The sequence below is a fragment of the Mesorhizobium sp. WSM4833 genome, assembly GCF_055811095.1.
On record NZ_JBVVQG010000009.1, the window covers coordinates 102375 to 120142 of the forward strand.

The following is a 17768-nucleotide window of genomic DNA, read 5'->3' on the forward strand; positions in this document are numbered from 1 at the left end:
CTCAGCCTAGCCTCGGCACCCAGTAGATGAGCAGATAGATCGGAATCCAGGTCAGGACCACGAAGTCCCAGTAGAAGACATTGTCGCCGACATCGCCGAAGCGACGGCCGCTATAGCCGTGGCGCGTGAACATCAGCACAGTCAGCACGATGGTGTCGCCGACATCGGTGATGAGATGGGTGGTGTGCAGCCCGAGCAGCACCCAGAGCATCGATCCATAGGCATTGGTGTCCCAATAGATGTTGAGGGCCGGGAATTCGAACCAGCGCACGACGAGCGGAGCGATGCCGAGCAGCGACATGACCATCAGCCCGATCCGCACCGGCACCATCGAACATTGCTTGGCATAGCGGTGGAGGATGTGGTTAGGCACAAGGCTGACGATGAACAAAATGGTGACGATCGTTCCGGGCCAATGGTTCGGGCGCGGTGCGCTGAGGGGCCAGTCTGGCCATGACTGCGCAAGGTAGAGATAAGCGCCGGCCGCCAGCGCGAAGCCCGTGCCTTCCAGCGCCATGAAACCCAGCGTGCCCCACCAGGTCGGGCTGCGCGGACCGTGCCCGAAGGTGGGCAGGCCAGAAAGATCGGCGGCGGCGCGCTGCTTCATTCCTCGTCCTCCGGATCGCCCTTGGGCCAGAACCATCCGATCAACGTGATGGCGATTGGCGCGGCGCCCCAGACGATCGCCCAGGGCGTGAAGATTGAATAGAGAAACGTGCCGCCGACGGCCAGCGCCGCTAAAAGCGGCCAGATCGAAGGGGCGGCCGATTTCTCGCGAATGTCGGGATGAGCTTCCGCCACGGTCGAGATGAGGAGTTCGCGCGCGTCGACGCGGAGCCCGGTCGCTACAGGGAGCGCCTCGCGCTCGGCCCAGAGCGGCTCGATATGAGTGACGATGGGAATGCGTGCGAAATTATAGCTCGGCGGCGGCGAGGATGTTGCCCACTCCAAGGTTCCTGCGTCCCACGGATTGTTGCCGGCCGAGGTGCCTTTCAACGCGCCATGCACAAGGTTGAAGGTGAACAGGACAAAGCTCAGGAAGAAGAGTAACGCCCCAGCCGAGATGAAAAGGTTGATGTTGCCCCAGCCAAGCTCGGCCGGATAGGTGTAGACACGTCGTGGCATGCCCCACAGGCCGACCAGATGCATCGGGAAAAAGGCTGCATTGAACCCGATGAAGGCCAGCCAGAAATGCCACCGCCCGAGGCGTTCGCTCATCATGCGGCCGGTGACCTTCGGGAACCAGAAATAAGCCGCGCCAAGCAGCGGGAACACCGAGCCGCCGATCAGCACGTAATGGAAATGGGCGACGACGAAATAGGTGTCGTGGACCTGAAGATCCAACGGCACTGAGGCGAGCATCACGCCCGTCAGCCCGCCGATGACGAAGATGAAGAAAAAGCCGAAGACGAACAGCAACGGAGTTCGGATCACCGGTCTGCCGTCCCATAATGTTGCCAGCCAGCAGAAGATCTGTACGCCGTTCGGGATGGCGATCATCATGCTGGATGCGGTGAAGAAGCTGGCGCCAAGCTTTGGCAGGCCGGTGGCGAACATGTGATGGACCCAAAGCCCGAACGAAAGGAAGCCGACCGCGATCAGCGACAGGACCAGCCCGAGATGACCGAATGTCGGTCGCCTGGCGAAAACAGGAATGATCGAGGACACCATGCCCGTCGCCGGCAGGAAGATGATGTAAACTTCCGGATGGCCGAAGAACCAGAAGAGGTGTTGGAACAGCAGAGCATCCCCACCTTCGGCCGGGTTGAAGATGTGCGTGCCAACCAGCCGGTCAAGGATCAGGAAAGTCGAGGTGATCATCACCGCCGGCATCGCGAAGACGACGACGAAGGAAGTGACCAGCATCGCCCAGACATAGAGCGGGATCTTGTCCAGCGACATGCCGGGGGCTCGCTGCTTGAAGACCGTGACGATGGTCGCCACCGCGACGGCCAGTGACGACACTTCGGTATAGGTGATCATCTGCGCCCAGACGTCAGCCCGCTTGCCCGGTGCGAATTCGGGGCCGGACAGCGGCACGTAGGCGAACCAGCCCACATCAGGAGCCATGTTGAGGGCGAAGGACACCCAGGCGAAAGCGCCGCCCGAGACGTAGACCCAGTAGCTGAACGCGTTCAGGCGCGGAAACGCGATGTTGCGGGTGCCGACCATCAGCGGCACCAGGTAGATCCCGGTCGCCTGCACGATGGGCACGGCGAACAGAAACATCATCGTAACGCCATGCATGGTGAACAGCTGATTGTAGAGGTCGGGCCCGATCAGCCCGCGTTGCGGTCCAGAAAGCTGGATGCGCATGACGACAGCGTTGAGGCCGCCAAGACCAAGGAACACGAAAGCGGTGATCAAATAGCGTCGTGCGATCACCTTGTGATCGACGCTCGACAAGGCTCCGACGATGCCGGATGGCGTCCGCCAGGTGCGCTCGAGCCAGCGATGCAGGCCGGCATCATCCATGCCGGTGTCGCGCGGTCCGTCATGCTCGGGCGCGATGTCGCCTTTTGCAGATACCTTGCGCTCCGGCGGCAGGTCGCGTTGGCTTGTGAGATCCGCGCTGCTCATTTCAGACCCTCGAGATAGGCGACCACGGCATTGAGCTCATCGCCGCTGAGCTCCACCACCGGCATGTGGGAGCCGGGCTTGATGCCTTGCGGGTCGGCTATCCAGGCGGCGAGATTGCCGCGGCTCATCGTCAAGGTCCCGGCAGCGAGCGTCTGCCGGCTGGCTATGTGGGTGAGATCGGGAGCCACCGTTCCGCCGGCCGGCGTCCCCCCGATCCTGTGACACATCACGCAGGGGCGTTTGAGGAACAGGTCCGCACCGACCTTGGCTTCGCCGCTCGCCGGCGCGCCGGCCGGCTGCAACTGGTCGTTCAGCCAGGCATCGAATTTCGGGCGCGGCTCGGCGATGATGAAGGTGCCCATGTTGGCGTGCTGCGCACCGCAGAATTCAGCGCATTGACCACGGTAGACGCCTGGCTTGTCCGCCTTGATATCCAGGACGTTCATGTGGCCCGGGATAAGGTCGAGCTTGCCGGCCAAGCTTGGGATCCAGAAGGAATGGATCACATCGGTCGAGGTCAAAAGCAGCCGCACCGGCTCGCCGGCAGGGATATGAATCTCGTTTGCCGTCGTCAGGATGCGGCTCGGCGTAGCATCCTCGTAGCGCACCTCCCACCACCACTGGTGCCCGGTCACCCTGATTGTCAGCGCAGCCTCCGAGCCGATCGCAGCCAGCGTCCTGTTGGCGAAAAAGCTTAGCAGCGTCAGTCCGATCAGGATGATGGTGGTCACTCCGACGGCGGACACGACCACGCGCATCTTGCCGCGTTCGGCCGCTTCGTCGAGTAGGAGGGGTTCATCGCCGGAACGCGATCGCATGACCAGCGGTGCTGCGAGAGCGATCATCACCAGCGCCCAAACAACCGCGCAAAGCGCGGTAAAGAACCAGATGAGCCAGGCCAGCTCGCCGGCTGCGGGGCCCTTCGGGTCAAGCGCCGACTGCCAGCCTGCGCATCCCTGCAGAAACAGGACACAGAAGGCGAAGGCCATCGAGGCCGGGCGCTTCACGGTGATTTGCCCAGTGTCGCGGCATCCGGCAGGCGGTTTTCCGAGGGATGCACCATCATGTCGTCATCGCGTTGCGGCGCGGCGGAAGACGGCGCGTTGCCGCCCAGTGCGCGCACGAAGGCCGCCAGCTCCCATATCTGGTCGTCGGGTATCTTCTGGCCGAAGCTTGGCATCCCGTTGGGCCTGCCGTCGCGGATCGTGGCGTGGATGCTTTCCATCGAGCTGCCGTAGATCCACTTCTCGTCCATGAGCGCCGGACCCATGCCGCCACCGCCATTGGCATGGCAGCCCGAGCAGTTGAACCAGCCGAACAGGCGTTTGCCCTCGCTCATGTGGAAGGCGTTGGCCTCGAAGCTCGCCGCCTTGTTGTCGGTGGGGGAGGGTCGCTGTCCGCCCGGCTCCAACGTGGTCACAGGCGTCGGCTGCTCACCTGAGCCGAGCGCCGATTGCGGTCGCGTGTCGCGCTCCTCGCGCTGGCAGGCGACCAGGGCCAGTGTCAAGGGCAGCAACATCGCCAGAGCGCGCCTCATCGGGCCGGTCTCCCGGCCATGTCCAGACGCGGTACGCCGTATCGCGCCAGAACCGCGTCGATCTCGGCCTTGTGTCGGGCAAGCGCGCTATTCACATCGCCACGCAGCACATCGTCCTCGCGTCGAACACCCATTGAGATGTCGTACATCAGCGGCAGTTGCGGTCCATCGATGCGAGGCGTGACCGGCGTGATCCGGAGCGGCACCTTTTGCCTCTGCGCGAAATAGCCGGCGAGCGGACCCCAGACCACGGCAAGGTCGATCTCGCCGTTCGCGACAGCTTCGACGATGCGCGCCGGGGGGTTGGGAGCAGAGTAGTCGCCATAGACGGGGTAGCCGATGAGGTGCCCGACAATGCCGCGGCGGCCAAGCGCCTGGACAGGCGGCGAGTTGGCGCCATCGTCGCCGATGAGCTGAACACCGATGCGCAATTCTTGCAACCGCGGGTCGTTGAAGGACGTCACGTCCGGGCCGTCCTGGCGGGTCACGAAGACATAGGACGAACGGTAGTAAGGCGTGGTGGTGCGCAGCATTTCGAGATTGGCAGGCGTGCCGGGCACGAGATCGCAAAGGCCTGCCTTCAGCGTGTTGCGGATGAAGCCACGGCGCTGCGCCCACCAGGTATACGTCAGCTTGGCGCCAAGATCAGTGGCGACAATTTCCGCGATCCTGTTCTCGAAGCCTTGACCGGCCGCATTGGAAAACGGCATGTTGTTCGGGTCGGCGCACACTCTCAATTCACGTGCGTTGGCAACAGCCGGAAAGAGCAACAAGGCGAGCCCGGCCATGCCGATCGCCACCCGTTGGAACGCCTTTCGCGCCGGACGTACGGTCAAGTTCAATCCATCAAGGCAGCCGGAACACATAAAGCGTGCCTCCCGCCGTGGTAGCGTTCTTCAGATCCTTCATCGCGTTGACGAAGCCAAGTGCCGCGGTGGCATCGCGTGGGTCTAAGTCGCCCGAAACGATGGCGCCGGCCCAGCCACCGACGCCTGACAGAATTGCGACATACTGGTGCCCATCGGGGCCGCGATAGGTTATTGGCTGGCCGATGATGCCGGACGATGTCTTGAACTGCCAAAGCAGATCGCCGGTCCTGGCGCTGACCGCCTTGAACCAGCCTTCCATGGTCCCGTAAAAGACGACATCGCCGGCAGTGACGACGGTGCCGCTCCATACCGGAAAGTTCTCCTTCAGGACCCAGGCCGGCTTGGCGGCGGCAACATCCCAGGCGGTAAAAGCACCACGATTGCCGCCCGGCCCGGGGATCATGCGTACGTTCATGCCGACATAGGGCGTGCCTGCGATGTAGTTTACCTCGACGCCTTCTTCATCCATGCAGAGATTGTTGTGGGGGATGTAGAGCAGGCCGGTCCTCGGCGAAAACGCCGATGGCTGCCAGTCCTTGAGGCCGGATGCCGTCGGACAAATGTCTCGGACCACCTTGCCGGTGCCGGTTCTCTTGTCAGGGTTTGCAATCAGGCGGCCGGTCTTCAGATCGACGCCTTTGCTGGAATTGACCGGGCCATAGGCTGTGGCCGATAGCACCTCTCCAGTGGTCCGATCGAGGATATAGAGGTAGCCGTTGCGTTCCGGTCGGACAAGGACCTTGCGCGGCTTGCCTTGCCAGGTCATGTCCAGAAGGATCTGCTCGTTGATGCCGTCATAGTCATGGAGGTCATGCGGGCTCCACTGATAGAACCACTTCGCCGCTCCGGTATCGGCGTCACGCGCGAAAATACCGGACGTCCATTTGTTGTCGCCTGGCCGCAAATCCGGATTCCACGGTCCTGGATTGCCCGTGCCGTGGAAGATCAGGTTCAACTCCGGATCGTAGGAGATCCAGCCCCACATATTGCCGCCGCCGATCTTCCAGGCTTCCGGTGGCCATGTCGTCACGCCAAGGTCTGTGCCCCTGTCCATGTCGTAGTGGGGCTTGAAGTCCGGGCCGATCAGCACATCCTTGTCGGGTCCAGTGCCATAAGCCGTCCAGACAACATGCCCGTCTCCGGCATCCAGCGCCTTGACCCAGCCGCGGACGCCCATTTCGCCGCCGGAATTGCCGACCAGAACTTTGCCCTTCACCACCAGCGGCGCCATGGTGATGGTCTCGCCGATGTTGATGTTGCCGATATGAGTGTTCCAGATCGGCTTGCCCGTATTGGCATCGAGCGCGATCGTGTGGCCGTCCAGCGTGTTGAAGAAGATGCGTCCGTTGGCGAAGGCCGCTCCGCGGTTGACGACATCGCAGCAGGCCACTCCTTGTGCCGCCGGCTCGGGGTTGGGCTCGTACTTCCACTTCATCGGCGCGCCCGGCCTGGAAAGGTCGAGCGCGTAGACGATGTTGGGAAAGGGCGTGACGATGTACATGTTGTTGCCGACGACCAGCGGCGCTGCTTCCTGGCCCTTGTTTACGCCGGTCGAGAAGGTGAAGGCGACCTGCAGGTTCTTGACGTTGCCTTCGTTGATCTCGCTGAGTTCGCTGAAGCGGGTCGACGCGTAGTTCTTGGCCGGCATTGTCCATTGCCCGTCATCGGGTGGCGCCGCGGCGGCGGGCGGCGCGATAGCCGCCGCCGATGCGGGCTCCGAGGCACCGCTCAGAAACAGGCCGCATGCCAGCAGCATCACCGAGAGTATGCCCGTGCGAAAGGAATTCTCGGTCGCCAATGCGCGGGCGCCGTGTCCTGCGTCAACGCGCGCTGGTGCCGGGTGCAGCATGCCTTTCATTTGTGGATCGAGCCTCCCACGCCGGCGCCGAGCTCCGCCGCGATGTCAGCCTCGGTGCCGGCACAAAGCGGATGGCCCCAGCCCGAGGCGCTTTTGCCGCCGGGATCGACATCGTAGACGATGGCGTCCTTGCGATTGGGATTGACCCCGGCGGGAACCTTGTCGAGGCCAAGCGCCGCGCGAACACGCCAGGCGACATTGTGATCGGCGCATGAGGAATCTCCTGAGACCCCGAGGCCTCCGACGATGCTCTTGCCGTCATAGAGGGCAAGCCCGCCGCCAAACACGACGACGCCTCCGATTGGCTTGCCGACGAGAGGATCGCTGGCACTTCCAAACGTTTTGGGATCGCCCGCATAGGCTGCGGCCTGGTTGACCGGGTTGGTCTCCTGCAAGCCGAAAAGCGGCCCGCCCGGCTGCGTCCCCGCGTAGAGATTGGCCGTCGATAGGGCCATTTGCGCCAGGCTGAGCCCATTTGCTGTATTGGCCTTCTCCGCCGCGACGAGGCGACTGCCTGGCCATTGCGAATCGGCGGTGGGACCGCTGAAAGCGATCGCGCACACCGCGCCGTCGCGAGCAACGACAGCGGCCCATTCGTTGGTCTCAAAGCCTCCGTTGGCAGGTCCGCCGCTTGCTTTCACATTGGCCTTGAGTGCGGCGAGCAGCTTATCGTGGTCGGCCGGGCAGGGCGCCTGTGCCATGGCTGGGCCCTGTGGGAACAGGCCACTCGTCAACAACACCAGAGCAAAGGCTGATAGCAAACGCCGACAGCGATACATTGTCCTGCCCATTCGTTCGAGCATCAAAGAACCCCGGAGCATTCTGGCAGCCTGGAAAATGCGAAAATGAGTCCGTGGTCCAATGCCGTCGCTATTTAACTTGGGCGATGCAGCTATGTTCCTGCTTTTGCAAAAAATTGCGCAGCCGCGTGCGCCGATGCAAGGTTGCCGTCTGTCCGTGTCGCTGGCGCAATATCCGCGGCCGAGATCGTGTTACCATTGTGCCGGCACCTATGAACGCTGCGCCAGCATCGCCAAGGCACCTGCAGGCCTGTAGGCCTCTGGCAATGGGAGAAAACCTGCATGTCTTGAGGACTCGGGCACGCCTTTGCTTGGTCGAGGCTCGCCTACATCCAACCAGACGCCTCCAACTGCGGCGGTGTCACGGGCTGGCTGCGGGTGGCAGCACTTTCACGCAAGGCCAGGATTCCCATCTGGAGTCACGGAATGCAGGAACTTCCTGTCAGCCTGATTCACATTTGCGCCTTTGCCCGCAGCGTCAGCCGATGGAACATGATGCCGGTCGCCGCCGTTGGAAGAGCTTGGAGGCGGCCGCATGCACCTTGTCCAGATCCTGCTTCCTCGTTCCGACAACGCGGGTGAGCCCTTCGCCAAGGAAGACTTCGATCGTGTGAAGGACGAACTCGCCAATACGTTCAAAGGTGTCACCGCGTATTTTCGGACGCCCGCGGAAGGGGTATGGAGGGAGGGAAAAGAGTCCGACATGGACGAGATTGTCATCTTCGAGGTGATGACGGAAGAAGTCGATCTGCCCGATTGGCGAAGGCGCCGAGCGGAGTTGGAGCGCCGTTTCCGGCAGGACGAGATCATCATCCGCTACCTACCGATAGCATTGGTCTAAAGGTCCAGGCGCCTCCGGGATTGGGTTTTGCCACCCTCCTTCCCGAGCTGAACTGCATTCGAAATCTGGAATGGCCTATTAGAGGTTTAATTACGATCCTTTGGACCTGCGTAATTCATTCAGTGGGTCTTCTGTAGGGCATAATATTGCGCATCGGTCGAATTAGAGAGGAAGGAAATATAACATACGTTCCATCAACCATTTAGACCGTTTGTCGATGTTTGTACTGATGACACTGTTATTGTACTGGTTGCAAGCCTTGCGAGTCGACCTGACGGGGTCAGTCTGGACAGGACCGAACCGCCTGCTTCAAAGGGTTGACCGGAAATGGGCGCATTGTTGGCTGTCCAGTGACTACGCTCCTACGGCGTCGGTCATTTTTCTTTTGCTGCCGCCGATCGGTTCTGGCCGGTCGGCGCCGTTGTCTTCGCGTCTTTCGAATGCGCTGCTATTGCAGGACCCGCGCCAGTCGACTTGCGCATATCGCCGTTGCCAGCGGGGCCGGGCTTCTTGCCGAGTAGTCTTGAAACGAGCGTACCTAGATATCCCATTGATACCTCCCGTGAGATTCGCGTAGCGACGGGCCAGTCTTCGCCTGGTGGGGCTACTACACGTTTTCGGCAGCCATGTTGACAGCCGGTTCAGCGAGTTGTGTCAGCGCCTCGTCGGTCGCCTTTTCCTCTCCAAGGGTTAAATTGAGGAGCGAAACAGCTTCATCCAGCCCCAGTTCGGAGGCCCAGGTCTTCAGTGTGCCATAGCGTGAGATTTCGTAGTGCTCCACAGCCTGGGCCGCAGCCAGCAGGCCAGCGTCCAGGGCAGGTGTGCCCTTATATTCCTCCATGATCTCGGCACCTTCATCGGTGATGCCCACAATAGCCGCACACGTCTTTCCCTGCGGCTTCTTGCCGATCACTTCGAAAACCTGTTCGAGCCGGGCAACGTGTTCTTTCGTTTCCTCGCGGTGCTTTTCGAACGCCGCCTTCAAATCTGGGCTTTGAGCGGCCTTTGCCATTTTCGGCAGCGTCGCAACGATCTTCTTTTCGGCGAAATAGATGTCCTTCAACGTGTCGTGGAAAAGTTCGTTCAGGCCCTTCGGTGATGCCTTCTTAGTGGGTGCCATCCTGTGTTCTCCCGTTCGCGCTCAAAAGCGAGGCGGAATAGCAACTCGATGCGGGGCAACTGGTTCCGGAGGGTGTTCTCTGATTGCAGTGAAATTGAACGCGACCAATTTATTGCGGAGCCTTGACGCTCAAGATCTGTCTCCCAGCACCCGCCGCCCGACGCTCAGGTAGTCCTAGCTGCAACGGTGGAAGCATCGGCACGGGTGATCGACAAGCTTCCGTGAGTCCATAATCGTCATAGATCAGACGCTTCCGACTACTCACGACGGTAGCTTGCGAAGGGTCTTCCGCATTTGCACATGTTAACCGGCCATCATTCAATGTCTCATGTGCCGCAGAATGTCTGTAGGACGCGTTCATCCGGGCGTGGCGGGTCAGCATAGCGTTCCATGTCCGGCTGCTCATCGAAGGGCCGGCTGATGACCCTCAAAATCTCCTCGAAAGGTGTGAAGTCCCCGCCCAGCGCCGCCTGGATCATAGCCTCGATGCGATGGTTGCGAGGGATGAATTTGGGATTGACGGCATGCATGACCGCCCGGCGCGCTGTGCCAGGACGCGCTCTGGCGGTGTGGCGCCTCGCGAGATTTGAATGCATGAGTCATGAAAGCTTCCTCAAATAGAGAATGATCATTTCCAAATTTGGCAAATCAATCGAGAAGCCGCATCGCCTGATCGACCACACCGGCTATGGAGTTCTGTCCGGTCTTTCCGAGAACCCGGATGCCCTGAGCCACGCACAGCAGCGCGCGTGCAACCGACTCACTGTCGACCTGCTTGGCGATCGACCCGTCCGTCCGGCCCTCGTCGATGAAGCAGCGGAGTTGCTGCTCGCGTGCGTTGAGCAGGCGCCCGATGTGACCCGCGAGTTCCGGGTCAGAGGCCCCGAACTCGATTGCGCTCGCGACAACCAGACAGCCAGTACGTCCCGTCTCGCCTTGGCTGAGCCTGGCATATTCAGACAACATGCAGCGTACCCGCGCGCGGCCATCGGGAGCATCCCGGAGGGCCGCCAACATCCGTGCATTGCTCCGCTCGACATAGCGGCCAAGCGCTGCGTGGAAAAGCCCTCGTTTATCCTTGAACGCCTTGTAGATGCTGCCGGCGGTCAGTTTGAGGGCCTCGGAAAGATCGGCGACCGAGCTGGCGCTGTATCCTTGCCGACTGAATAGGACGATCGCGTCGTCAAGCACCTGATCGATCTCGAATTCCCTCGGTCGTCCGGGTCGGGCATTGAGCCGCTCTTTTTCAAAGTCTGTCATCGCGCATGATTAGGATATGATCATTTCCTAAGTCAAGCCCATTGCGTCAAGCCCGTTTCAGCACGCCCACGGAGCGCAGACCTTGCGGGCCGCCGCCCTGGGTCGGGGAATTCAGCGCGTCATGCCTGGCTCGATTGCCATGACCGCAGCGGCGTATTCGCCGATGTCTGGATGGCGCTGAACAGATCGACCACGCTCTGCGGGGCAGTGTTGTCAAAGAACCGCTCGAGATTCTGCGCCGCTTCCTGGGCCACCTTGCCGCTTCGTGGGAAGAGTCTCTTTTCGTAGACACTGAGCGCCGATTCGACGTCATCAGGATAGGCAAGGAGCGCCCGGGCAAGCTCCGCACCATCAAGCATGGCAAGGTTGGCGCCTTCACCGGAGAATGGGGACATCAGATGCGCGGCATCGCCGAGTAAAGTTGCGCCTGGCACCCGGCTCCAGCGATGTCCCACCGGGAGCGCATGGATCGGTCGAAGCACTGGATCGGCTTCGCAGTCCGTGATCAGGGCAGTCAGCTGCGAGGCCCATCCTTCGAATTGCCCGGCGATACGAGCCAGCCCAGCTTCAGCGTCACTGAAATCGATCGAAGCGATCCAGTCTTCCGGTTTGTTCAAGGCGACGTAGACATGAAGACTTCCGTCGGCATTGCGATGCGCCAGGATACCTTTGCCGGGCGCAACGGCCATCAGCGTGCCGCTGCCGATCGCCTCTGCGCTTGCCTTGTGGCGCGTGTCGCCATCGAAAAGGAATGTCTCGACGAAACACGTTCCTGTGTAGGCCGGCTTTGAATCAGAAAGCAGTGGACGGACCTTCGACCACGCGCCATCGGCCCCAATGATAAGGTCGCAGGTCACCTTTGAGCCGTCCATGAAGGTGATCTCATGGCCATTATCCTCGGTAGCTGCCACGGACGTGACCTTATGGTTCCAATGGATCATATCGGCGGGGATCGAATCGATCAGCATCTTGCGAAGTTCGCCCCGGTCCACTTCAGGACGCTCGCCGCTGTGGCTGCCCGGCCTGTCGAACAGGATATGGAAGTCCTTGTCGACAATCCGTTTTGCATCTTCGCCAGGACGGACGAGCTGAAGAAACGAGTCAAACAGACCTGCGGATTTGAGGGCGAGCTGACCGTTGTATGCGTGAATGTCGAGAAGTCCCCCCTGCGCTCTCGAGGCAGAGGAGGCGTCGGCTTCATAGACCGTGGCTGAAACGCCATGGACATGAAGAACGCGGGCAAGCGTGAGGCCACCAAGGCCCGCGCCAATGATTGCAATACGATTTCGCATTTTTAGCGCTCCAATGCATCCGTCGGAATGACGGTTGCCATCAGTCTGACGCATCGTCAGACGGTTGCTCTCGGAGACGCTGGCCGAACCGTGCTGTGCACAGTTGACGTGTACTCGACTGCCTGACGAAGGTGACAGTGGTCAGGCAGTTGTTTTTCGCGACGGAGCCTAGAATAGGTCGGCTCCTTGCACGAAACAAGGTCCCGCTTCCCAGAAGCCACCCCGGTTTGTAGAAGGCCTTTCGCAGCCAATATCCCGCAGTGGCGCGCTTGAAAGACAGGACAAAGGCTGGTCGGTCTACGACCTGACACGACTCCGATTATCAGGAGGAGCCGTTTTCCGCGTCCATTTCCGCTATATCCTGGAACCTGTCGGCAATCCTGGCGTGAACGCGTCCGCCGTTGGCTGCACCAATGGCAACCAGCACTTCATCGGCACCCGGTGCATCGGCGATCTGGAAGTTCGCGGTGATGAAATGCGAGCGCCTCCCGTTCTCGCTCTTGTGCATCATTGGCAGTGACAACAACGCCCCCGCGGCATTTCTAGTGTTGCAGAATTCGAGATAGGTGGTGCCGCCGACGGCATCGCGGAACAGATTGCCAAAGCGCAGCGTGTGGATCAGTGCCGAGGCATGTTCGATCTCGCCATTGAGGCCGACAGCCGCAGCCTTGCCGTAGGATTCGATCTCCGCCGTCGGCATCAGTGCAATCAGCCGTCGGGTCAGTTCGGCGCCGAGCCTGGGGGCGATGTCGATGATCTCGGGGCGAAGGTTTTCGACGAAGCCCCGTCCCATCCACGGGTTCTTCAACACGGCGGCGACGACGATCGATGTGACCGGTTTGCCAGCGACCTTGCCGCCCTCGATCAGAACCTCGTCGATGAAGGTGCAGACTTTCCTGATTTCCATTCGCGCCAACGGTCCTTCCTGCCCAAACTCGAAAGGGCCAGCCTAGGAAGGCGCGCACCACGCGTCTTCCTCTGCTTCAGAGGAAAAACCGGATGTCTCGCTCTCGGAAGACGTGTAGCTTCACTCGGCCGCGAATTGCTTATATCGGCGCTCGCAGTGCCAACAGGAACAGATCGGTCAGCCGGAACAGTCGCACCAGTGAACCATCAGTCGCAAATCCTGTCGTTACGCGACGCCGCCAGCCTGATCAACTCAGGCGGCGATCTCAGCACGGTGTTGCGTGATCTGGTGCTGGCCGCCTGCCGGCATGCCGGATGGACGATGGGGTCGATCATGAGCATCGACGCACCGCATGGCCATGCTTACGTGATCGTTCGCCATGACCCGACCTTGATCCAGCGGTCGCTCCCCGACCGCTGGGAACTCGCCACCAGTCCGTCGATCGTCGCCCTGCAACGCAACGAGGCCGTCTATATCAGGGATGCCCGGGTCTCGGAGGAGTTTCCTGGCTATCGCATAGAGGCTTTCGAACGCGACTACCGCAGCGTTCTGGTAATGCCGATGAGTTGCGTCGACGAGGCCGGAAGGCCGATGGTGCTCAGCGTCATCTCGCGAGAGATCATGGACGTCAGCGCCGACGATCTCGCCTTCATCGGGATGATCGTCCATCTCGGTGAAATCGCTGTCGAGAAACAGCACAAGCTGCGCGAGGAGAAGCGTGCATCGGAACGGCTCCAGCAGGCGCTCCAGGCACACACGTCGCTGCTGCAGCAGGCCTTGGCCGAAAGCTCGATGCCTTCGCTTGCAGGCAGGATCGCAGCACTTGTGCCCAACCCCGTCGTCGTGGTCGATTTCACCGCCAACCTGATCGTCGCCAGCCGCTCACCGAGCGAGAAGCATTTCGACGACGCGGCCTGGCAGCTTGCCGCCAGCACCAGCCTGCACCGGCAGATCATGAAGGTCGCGCGGTCGGCGGTGGATCAGCCGCACAGCGAGGCTCATACATTCTTCCTCGACGACGGCATGCGCCGTCTGCGTCTCACCGCGAAGATCGAACCGTTGAGCGTTGATGCCGAGGCTGTCGGGGCAATGGTCATCTTCACCATGCAGGAGCCCTTCAGCCAGCTCGACCTGCTCCTGCTCGACAGCGCCAAATTCGCGCTCAGCGTCCAGATGATGCGCAGCTTCATCCGCTTCCGATTCGAGACACGCACGCTGACGGAGTTGTTCATGGAGGTGGTCGAGCATCGCTGGCACGACCCCGCCGATGTAATGCAGCGGGCGCAGCGGCTTGGCGTAGGGCTGGCATCACCAAAGCAGATGATCCTCATCGATCTGCCTGAAGCCGCCCAAAGCAGCGCCGGACGTCTGGTCGATCCGCATCATGCGGTGATCCGGTTGCTGCAGCAGAACTCGGTCGCGGCTGACATCATCGTCGTCGACAATGGCCTCGTCTGCCTGATCCCGGCTGAGCTGGGCGAAGACAGGAACCGTATCGCCAAGCTGCTGCGCAAGGTTGCCGAGGAACTGGGGCGCCAATTCGGCCAGGAACCGTTCGTCGTTCTTTCCGGTCTCTGCACCAAACTTGCGGACTATCCCCCGGCATGGGATCGCTGCCGGCGCATGATCCGTATCGGACGCTCGTTCGGCCGGACCGGCGTCTTTGCCAGCCAGGATTTCGGCCCGCTGCCGATGCTGATCGCGGCCGCCGAGGTGGAGGATGTGCGGAGCTTCGTGCAGGACAGTGTCGGCGCCATCGCCGATCACGATCGCCAGCACGGCACCCCCTATATGGAGACGTTGTTCTCTTATCTGCGCGAAGGCTGCCGCAGCCAGGCCTGCGCTGATGCGATGGGGCTGCACGTGACCACCTTGCGGTACCGGCTGGCGCGCATCCAGGAACTGTTCGGTGTCGATCTCGATACCCCTGAGCGGCGCTTTGCTTTCGAGCTCGCCATCCGCTTGCGCGAGGTCATCGACAACCGCGCTTCGGTCGAAAGATAGCATCGTTCCAGCCTCCGCCGTGCGGACTGTTTCCAGCCTGGGACTCTTCCCTGCCGTTTGCGTTGTTGTCCGCGATCCTTGCTCGCAAACACAGCAGCCTCTCTGCCTACTGTTCCTATCAACAGGAGGAAGAACGGTTGCAGGTCAGCGGCTAACGTCTCGTGCAATACGAAGAGGGAACACGAGGCCAGATGCTGACGACCCCACAGCCAACGATCGATCCGATTGCACTGAGAAGGGCATTCGGAACCTTCGTGACCGGCGTCACAGTCATCACCACCCGCGACGCCGATGGCACGCCGCGCGGCATGACGGCCAACTCCTTCACGTCGGTCTCGCTTGATCCGCCGCTGCTTCTGGTTTGCGTCGGCAAGGCCGCTGCCAGCTATGCCGCGTTCAACGCGTCCGACTCTTTCGCGGTCAATCTTTTGCATGAGGGGCAGACCGACGTCTCGGCGGTCTTCGCCTCGAAGGCGCACGACAAGTTCGGCTCGATCAGCCATGACCGTGTCCACACCGGGGCGCCGATCCTCAACGAATGCCTGACCTGGTTCGACTGCACCGTGCACAACCGCGTCGATGCCGGCGACCATGTCGTTCTCATCGGAGCCGTGCAGGCGTTTGGCACCAGTCCGTCGGCACCGCTCGGCTTTTGCCGCGGACGCTATGCCTCGGTGAAGGATCCACTGCCACCGGGCTGGCTTGCTTCCCACTCGATGATCGTCGGCTATTTGATCGAAGCCGAAGGCAACATCCTGTTGCGCGCCGACGGCAAGGGCGGCTGGGTGCTGCCCAGCGCCAAGAGCCGCAAGGCGGAAAACGAACTCAAGCTCGAAGGCGGCGACGCACTGACGCTGCTTCCGGATGAGACGTTTCTTTATTCCGTCTTCGATGTCGCCGACAGCGATCCCGGCTACCTCATCTATCGCGCCCGGCTCTCCGGCGCTTCCGCCGCCCTCACATTGCCCGCGGGATTCAAGTTCTTTCCGCTGGCGGACCTTCCCTACGAAGACATTCCGGCGCGCGAAATCCGCGCGCTGCTGCGCCGCTACAGCCGCGAGCGGCACGACGAGCGCTTCAGCATCTACATGGATTCGGGCGATGGCGGGCGTCTCGCCAGCATTGATGGCGGTTCGAAGCCATGGATGCAAAGCCCCAAGGACGCCGAACAGGAACAGCCATGAAGACGTCAGTCAAATCGATCGAGAATTCCCGCCAGCAGCTGTTCATCGGCGGCGGTTTCGTCGCACCGAAAGGCGGGCAATATATTCCAAGCTACGATCCAACGACCGCCAGGTCCTGGTATGAACTGGCCGAGGCCGACGCATCCGATGTCGATGCCGCTGTGGCCTCTGCGCGAGCAGCCTTTGCCGATCCGGCTTGGCGCCGCATGACCCAGACCGACCGCGGGAAGCTCGTCTATCGCCTGGCGGAACTGGTGTTCGAACATGCCGACGAGCTGGCGCTGATCGAGACACGCGACAATGGCAAGCTGCTCAAGGAGATGCGGGCGCAGATGCGCGCCATGCCAGATTCCTACAGCTATTTCGCCGGGATGGCCGACAAGCTGCTGGGCGACACCATCCCCGTCAACAAGCTTGACATGCTGAACTTCAACATGCGCGAGCCGCTTGGCGTCGTCGGCATGATCACGCCGTGGAACTCGCCGCTGATGCTGCTCACCGGCACCTTGGCGCCTTGCCTTGCCATCGGTAACACCGTTGTCATCAAGCCGTCCGAACACGCCACCGCCTCGACGCTGGCGCTGGCCGAACTGATAATGGAAGCCGGCTTCCCCGCCGGCGTCGTCAATGTCGTGACCGGCACCGGCACCAGCGCCGGCGACGCGCTGACGCGTCATCCCGACATCGCCAAGATCGTCTTCACTGGCAGCACGGCCACCGGCCGGCGCATTGCCGCAAATGCTGCGGCGAACCTGGTTTCGTGCCAGATGGAGCTTGGCGGGAAATCGCCTCAGGTCGTCTTTGCCGATGTCGACATGGACCATGCCGTCGACGGCGTCGTCTCCGGCATCTTCGCCGCCGCCGGCCAGAGCTGCGTTGCCGGATCGCGCTGCTTCGTCGAGGCCAGTATTTATGACCGTTTCGTCGACGCGCTGGTCGAGCGCGCCAGGGGGGTCAGGGTGGGCCACCCCCTGAATGACGATACCGACATGGGTCCGCTGGCGCTGTCGGCACAACTTGCCAAAGTTGAAAGCTACGTCGCCTCGGGCGTCCATCAGGGGGCGAGGATCGCGGCCGGTGGCCGCAGACCGCAATCGGCCGAGCTCGCGGAAGGCTGGTATTTCGAGCCGACCGTCATGGTCGACGCCCGCAACGACATGGACTTCATGCAGGAAGAAATCTTCGGTCCGGTTGTCGGCGTGGTTCCTTTCTCGTCGGAAGAGGAGATGACCGCGCTCGCCAATGACACGCGCTACGGACTGTCCTCCGGCATCTGGACCAAGGACATCGACCGCGCGCTGCGCTTTGCCCGCAATGTCGATGCCGGAACCGTCTGGATCAACACCTATCGCGCCTCGTCGTTCATGTCGGCCAATGGCGGCTTCAAGGAAAGCGGCTATGGCCGCAGGGGAGGCTTCGACGTGATGGAGGAGTTCTCGCGGCTGAAGAACATCATGATCGATTATTCCGGGGTCATGCAGGACCCATTCGTCATCCGCCTGCGCTGAGCATCATC

16 protein-coding genes and 1 pseudogene are annotated in these 17768 nt (G+C 61.5%); 5 read left to right on the top strand and 12 right to left on the bottom strand.

Annotation, left to right across the window (positions count from 1 at the left end; all coding sequences use genetic code 11):
• Position 1 precedes the first annotated feature (1 nt).
• Genes AC0L2D_RS19665 through AC0L2D_RS19695 form a run of 7 tightly spaced genes read right to left on the bottom strand, consistent with a single transcriptional unit; the run spans position 2 to position 7545 of the window.
• Positions 2–607 (bottom strand): cytochrome c oxidase subunit 3, encoded by a 606-nt coding sequence (locus tag AC0L2D_RS19665; RefSeq protein ID WP_013525139.1) that lies wholly within the window; start codon positions 605–607, stop codon positions 2–4.
• Complete coding sequence (gene ctaD / locus AC0L2D_RS19670) at positions 604–2580, bottom strand: cytochrome c oxidase subunit I (protein WP_013525140.1); 1977 nt, start codon at positions 2578–2580, stop codon at positions 604–606. The genes AC0L2D_RS19665 and ctaD overlap by 4 nt, the downstream gene beginning before the upstream one ends.
• The gene (gene coxB / locus AC0L2D_RS19675) at positions 2577–3569 is read right to left on the bottom strand and encodes a cytochrome c oxidase subunit II (protein WP_013525141.1); all 993 of its coding nucleotides are present in this window, start codon (positions 3567–3569) and stop codon (positions 2577–2579) included. The genes ctaD and coxB overlap by 4 nt, the downstream gene beginning before the upstream one ends.
• Before the next feature lie 14 nt (positions 3570–3583).
• On the bottom strand, positions 3584–4117 hold the full coding sequence (locus tag AC0L2D_RS19680; protein WP_027161881.1) for a c-type cytochrome: 534 nt from the start codon (positions 4115–4117) through the stop codon (positions 3584–3586).
• Positions 4114–4983: a substrate-binding domain-containing protein gene (locus AC0L2D_RS19685; RefSeq protein ID WP_473542006.1), complete on the bottom strand. Its 870-nt coding sequence runs from the start codon at positions 4981–4983 to the stop codon at positions 4114–4116. Before AC0L2D_RS19685 ends, AC0L2D_RS19680 begins: the two co-directional genes overlap by 4 nt.
• A complete protein-coding gene (locus AC0L2D_RS19690) occupies positions 4964–6844 on the bottom strand; it encodes a methanol/ethanol family PQQ-dependent dehydrogenase (RefSeq protein ID WP_275954781.1) in 1881 nt (626 codons plus the stop codon). Before AC0L2D_RS19690 ends, AC0L2D_RS19685 begins: the two co-directional genes overlap by 20 nt.
• The gene (locus AC0L2D_RS19695) at positions 6841–7545 is read right to left on the bottom strand and encodes a heme-binding protein (RefSeq protein ID WP_013525145.1); all 705 of its coding nucleotides are present in this window, start codon (positions 7543–7545) and stop codon (positions 6841–6843) included. The genes AC0L2D_RS19690 and AC0L2D_RS19695 overlap by 4 nt, the downstream gene beginning before the upstream one ends.
• A 477-nt stretch (positions 7546–8022) precedes the next feature.
• Between AC0L2D_RS19695 and AC0L2D_RS19700 the strand changes: the two genes are divergently transcribed.
• Both AC0L2D_RS19700 and AC0L2D_RS19705 read left to right on the top strand, forming a co-directional pair.
• Positions 8023–8226 (top strand): hypothetical protein, encoded by a 204-nt coding sequence (locus AC0L2D_RS19700; RefSeq protein ID WP_275954782.1) that lies wholly within the window; start codon positions 8023–8025, stop codon positions 8224–8226.
• The gene (locus AC0L2D_RS19705) at positions 8180–8485 is read left to right on the top strand and encodes a hypothetical protein (protein ID WP_013525146.1); all 306 of its coding nucleotides are present in this window, start codon (positions 8180–8182) and stop codon (positions 8483–8485) included. Before AC0L2D_RS19700 ends, AC0L2D_RS19705 begins: the two co-directional genes overlap by 47 nt.
• 607 nt (positions 8486–9092) lie before the next feature.
• Here AC0L2D_RS19705 and AC0L2D_RS19710 read toward each other — a convergent pair.
• The 5 genes and pseudogenes from AC0L2D_RS19710 to AC0L2D_RS19730 form a co-directional block, all read right to left on the bottom strand.
• Positions 9093–9605, bottom strand: coding sequence for a YciE/YciF ferroxidase family protein (locus AC0L2D_RS19710; protein WP_063170775.1), 513 nt, complete (start codon positions 9603–9605; stop codon positions 9093–9095).
• 326 nt (positions 9606–9931) lie between these two features.
• A pseudogene (locus AC0L2D_RS19715) lies at positions 9932–10147 on the bottom strand (hypothetical protein); the annotation flags it as partial.
• Between the two features lie 106 nt (positions 10148–10253).
• Positions 10254–10865, bottom strand: a complete 612-nt coding sequence (locus tag AC0L2D_RS19720; protein WP_473542009.1) for a TetR/AcrR family transcriptional regulator — start codon at positions 10863–10865, stop codon at positions 10254–10256.
• Positions 10866–10984: 119 nt separating this feature from the next.
• Positions 10985–12157 (bottom strand): FAD-dependent oxidoreductase, encoded by a 1173-nt coding sequence (locus AC0L2D_RS19725; protein ID WP_473542011.1) that lies wholly within the window; start codon positions 12155–12157, stop codon positions 10985–10987.
• Positions 12158–12479: 322 nt separating this feature from the next.
• The gene (locus tag AC0L2D_RS19730) at positions 12480–13064 is read right to left on the bottom strand and encodes an amino acid synthesis family protein (RefSeq protein ID WP_013525187.1); all 585 of its coding nucleotides are present in this window, start codon (positions 13062–13064) and stop codon (positions 12480–12482) included.
• A gap of 198 nt (positions 13065–13262) precedes the next feature.
• On the opposite strand from AC0L2D_RS19730, the gene AC0L2D_RS19735 reads away from it, so the two are divergent.
• The 3 genes from AC0L2D_RS19735 (at position 13263) to AC0L2D_RS19745 (ending at position 17760) form a co-directional block, all read left to right on the top strand.
• The gene (locus tag AC0L2D_RS19735; protein WP_473542013.1) at positions 13263–15068 is read left to right on the top strand and encodes a helix-turn-helix domain-containing protein; all 1806 of its coding nucleotides are present in this window, start codon (positions 13263–13265) and stop codon (positions 15066–15068) included.
• A gap of 191 nt (positions 15069–15259) precedes the next feature.
• The gene (locus AC0L2D_RS19740) at positions 15260–16252 is read left to right on the top strand and encodes a flavin reductase (protein WP_013525189.1); all 993 of its coding nucleotides are present in this window, start codon (positions 15260–15262) and stop codon (positions 16250–16252) included.
• Positions 16249–17760, top strand: a complete 1512-nt coding sequence (locus tag AC0L2D_RS19745; protein ID WP_473542016.1) for an aldehyde dehydrogenase — start codon at positions 16249–16251, stop codon at positions 17758–17760. The genes AC0L2D_RS19740 and AC0L2D_RS19745 overlap by 4 nt, the downstream gene beginning before the upstream one ends.
• Positions 17761–17768: the final 8 nt, after the last annotated feature.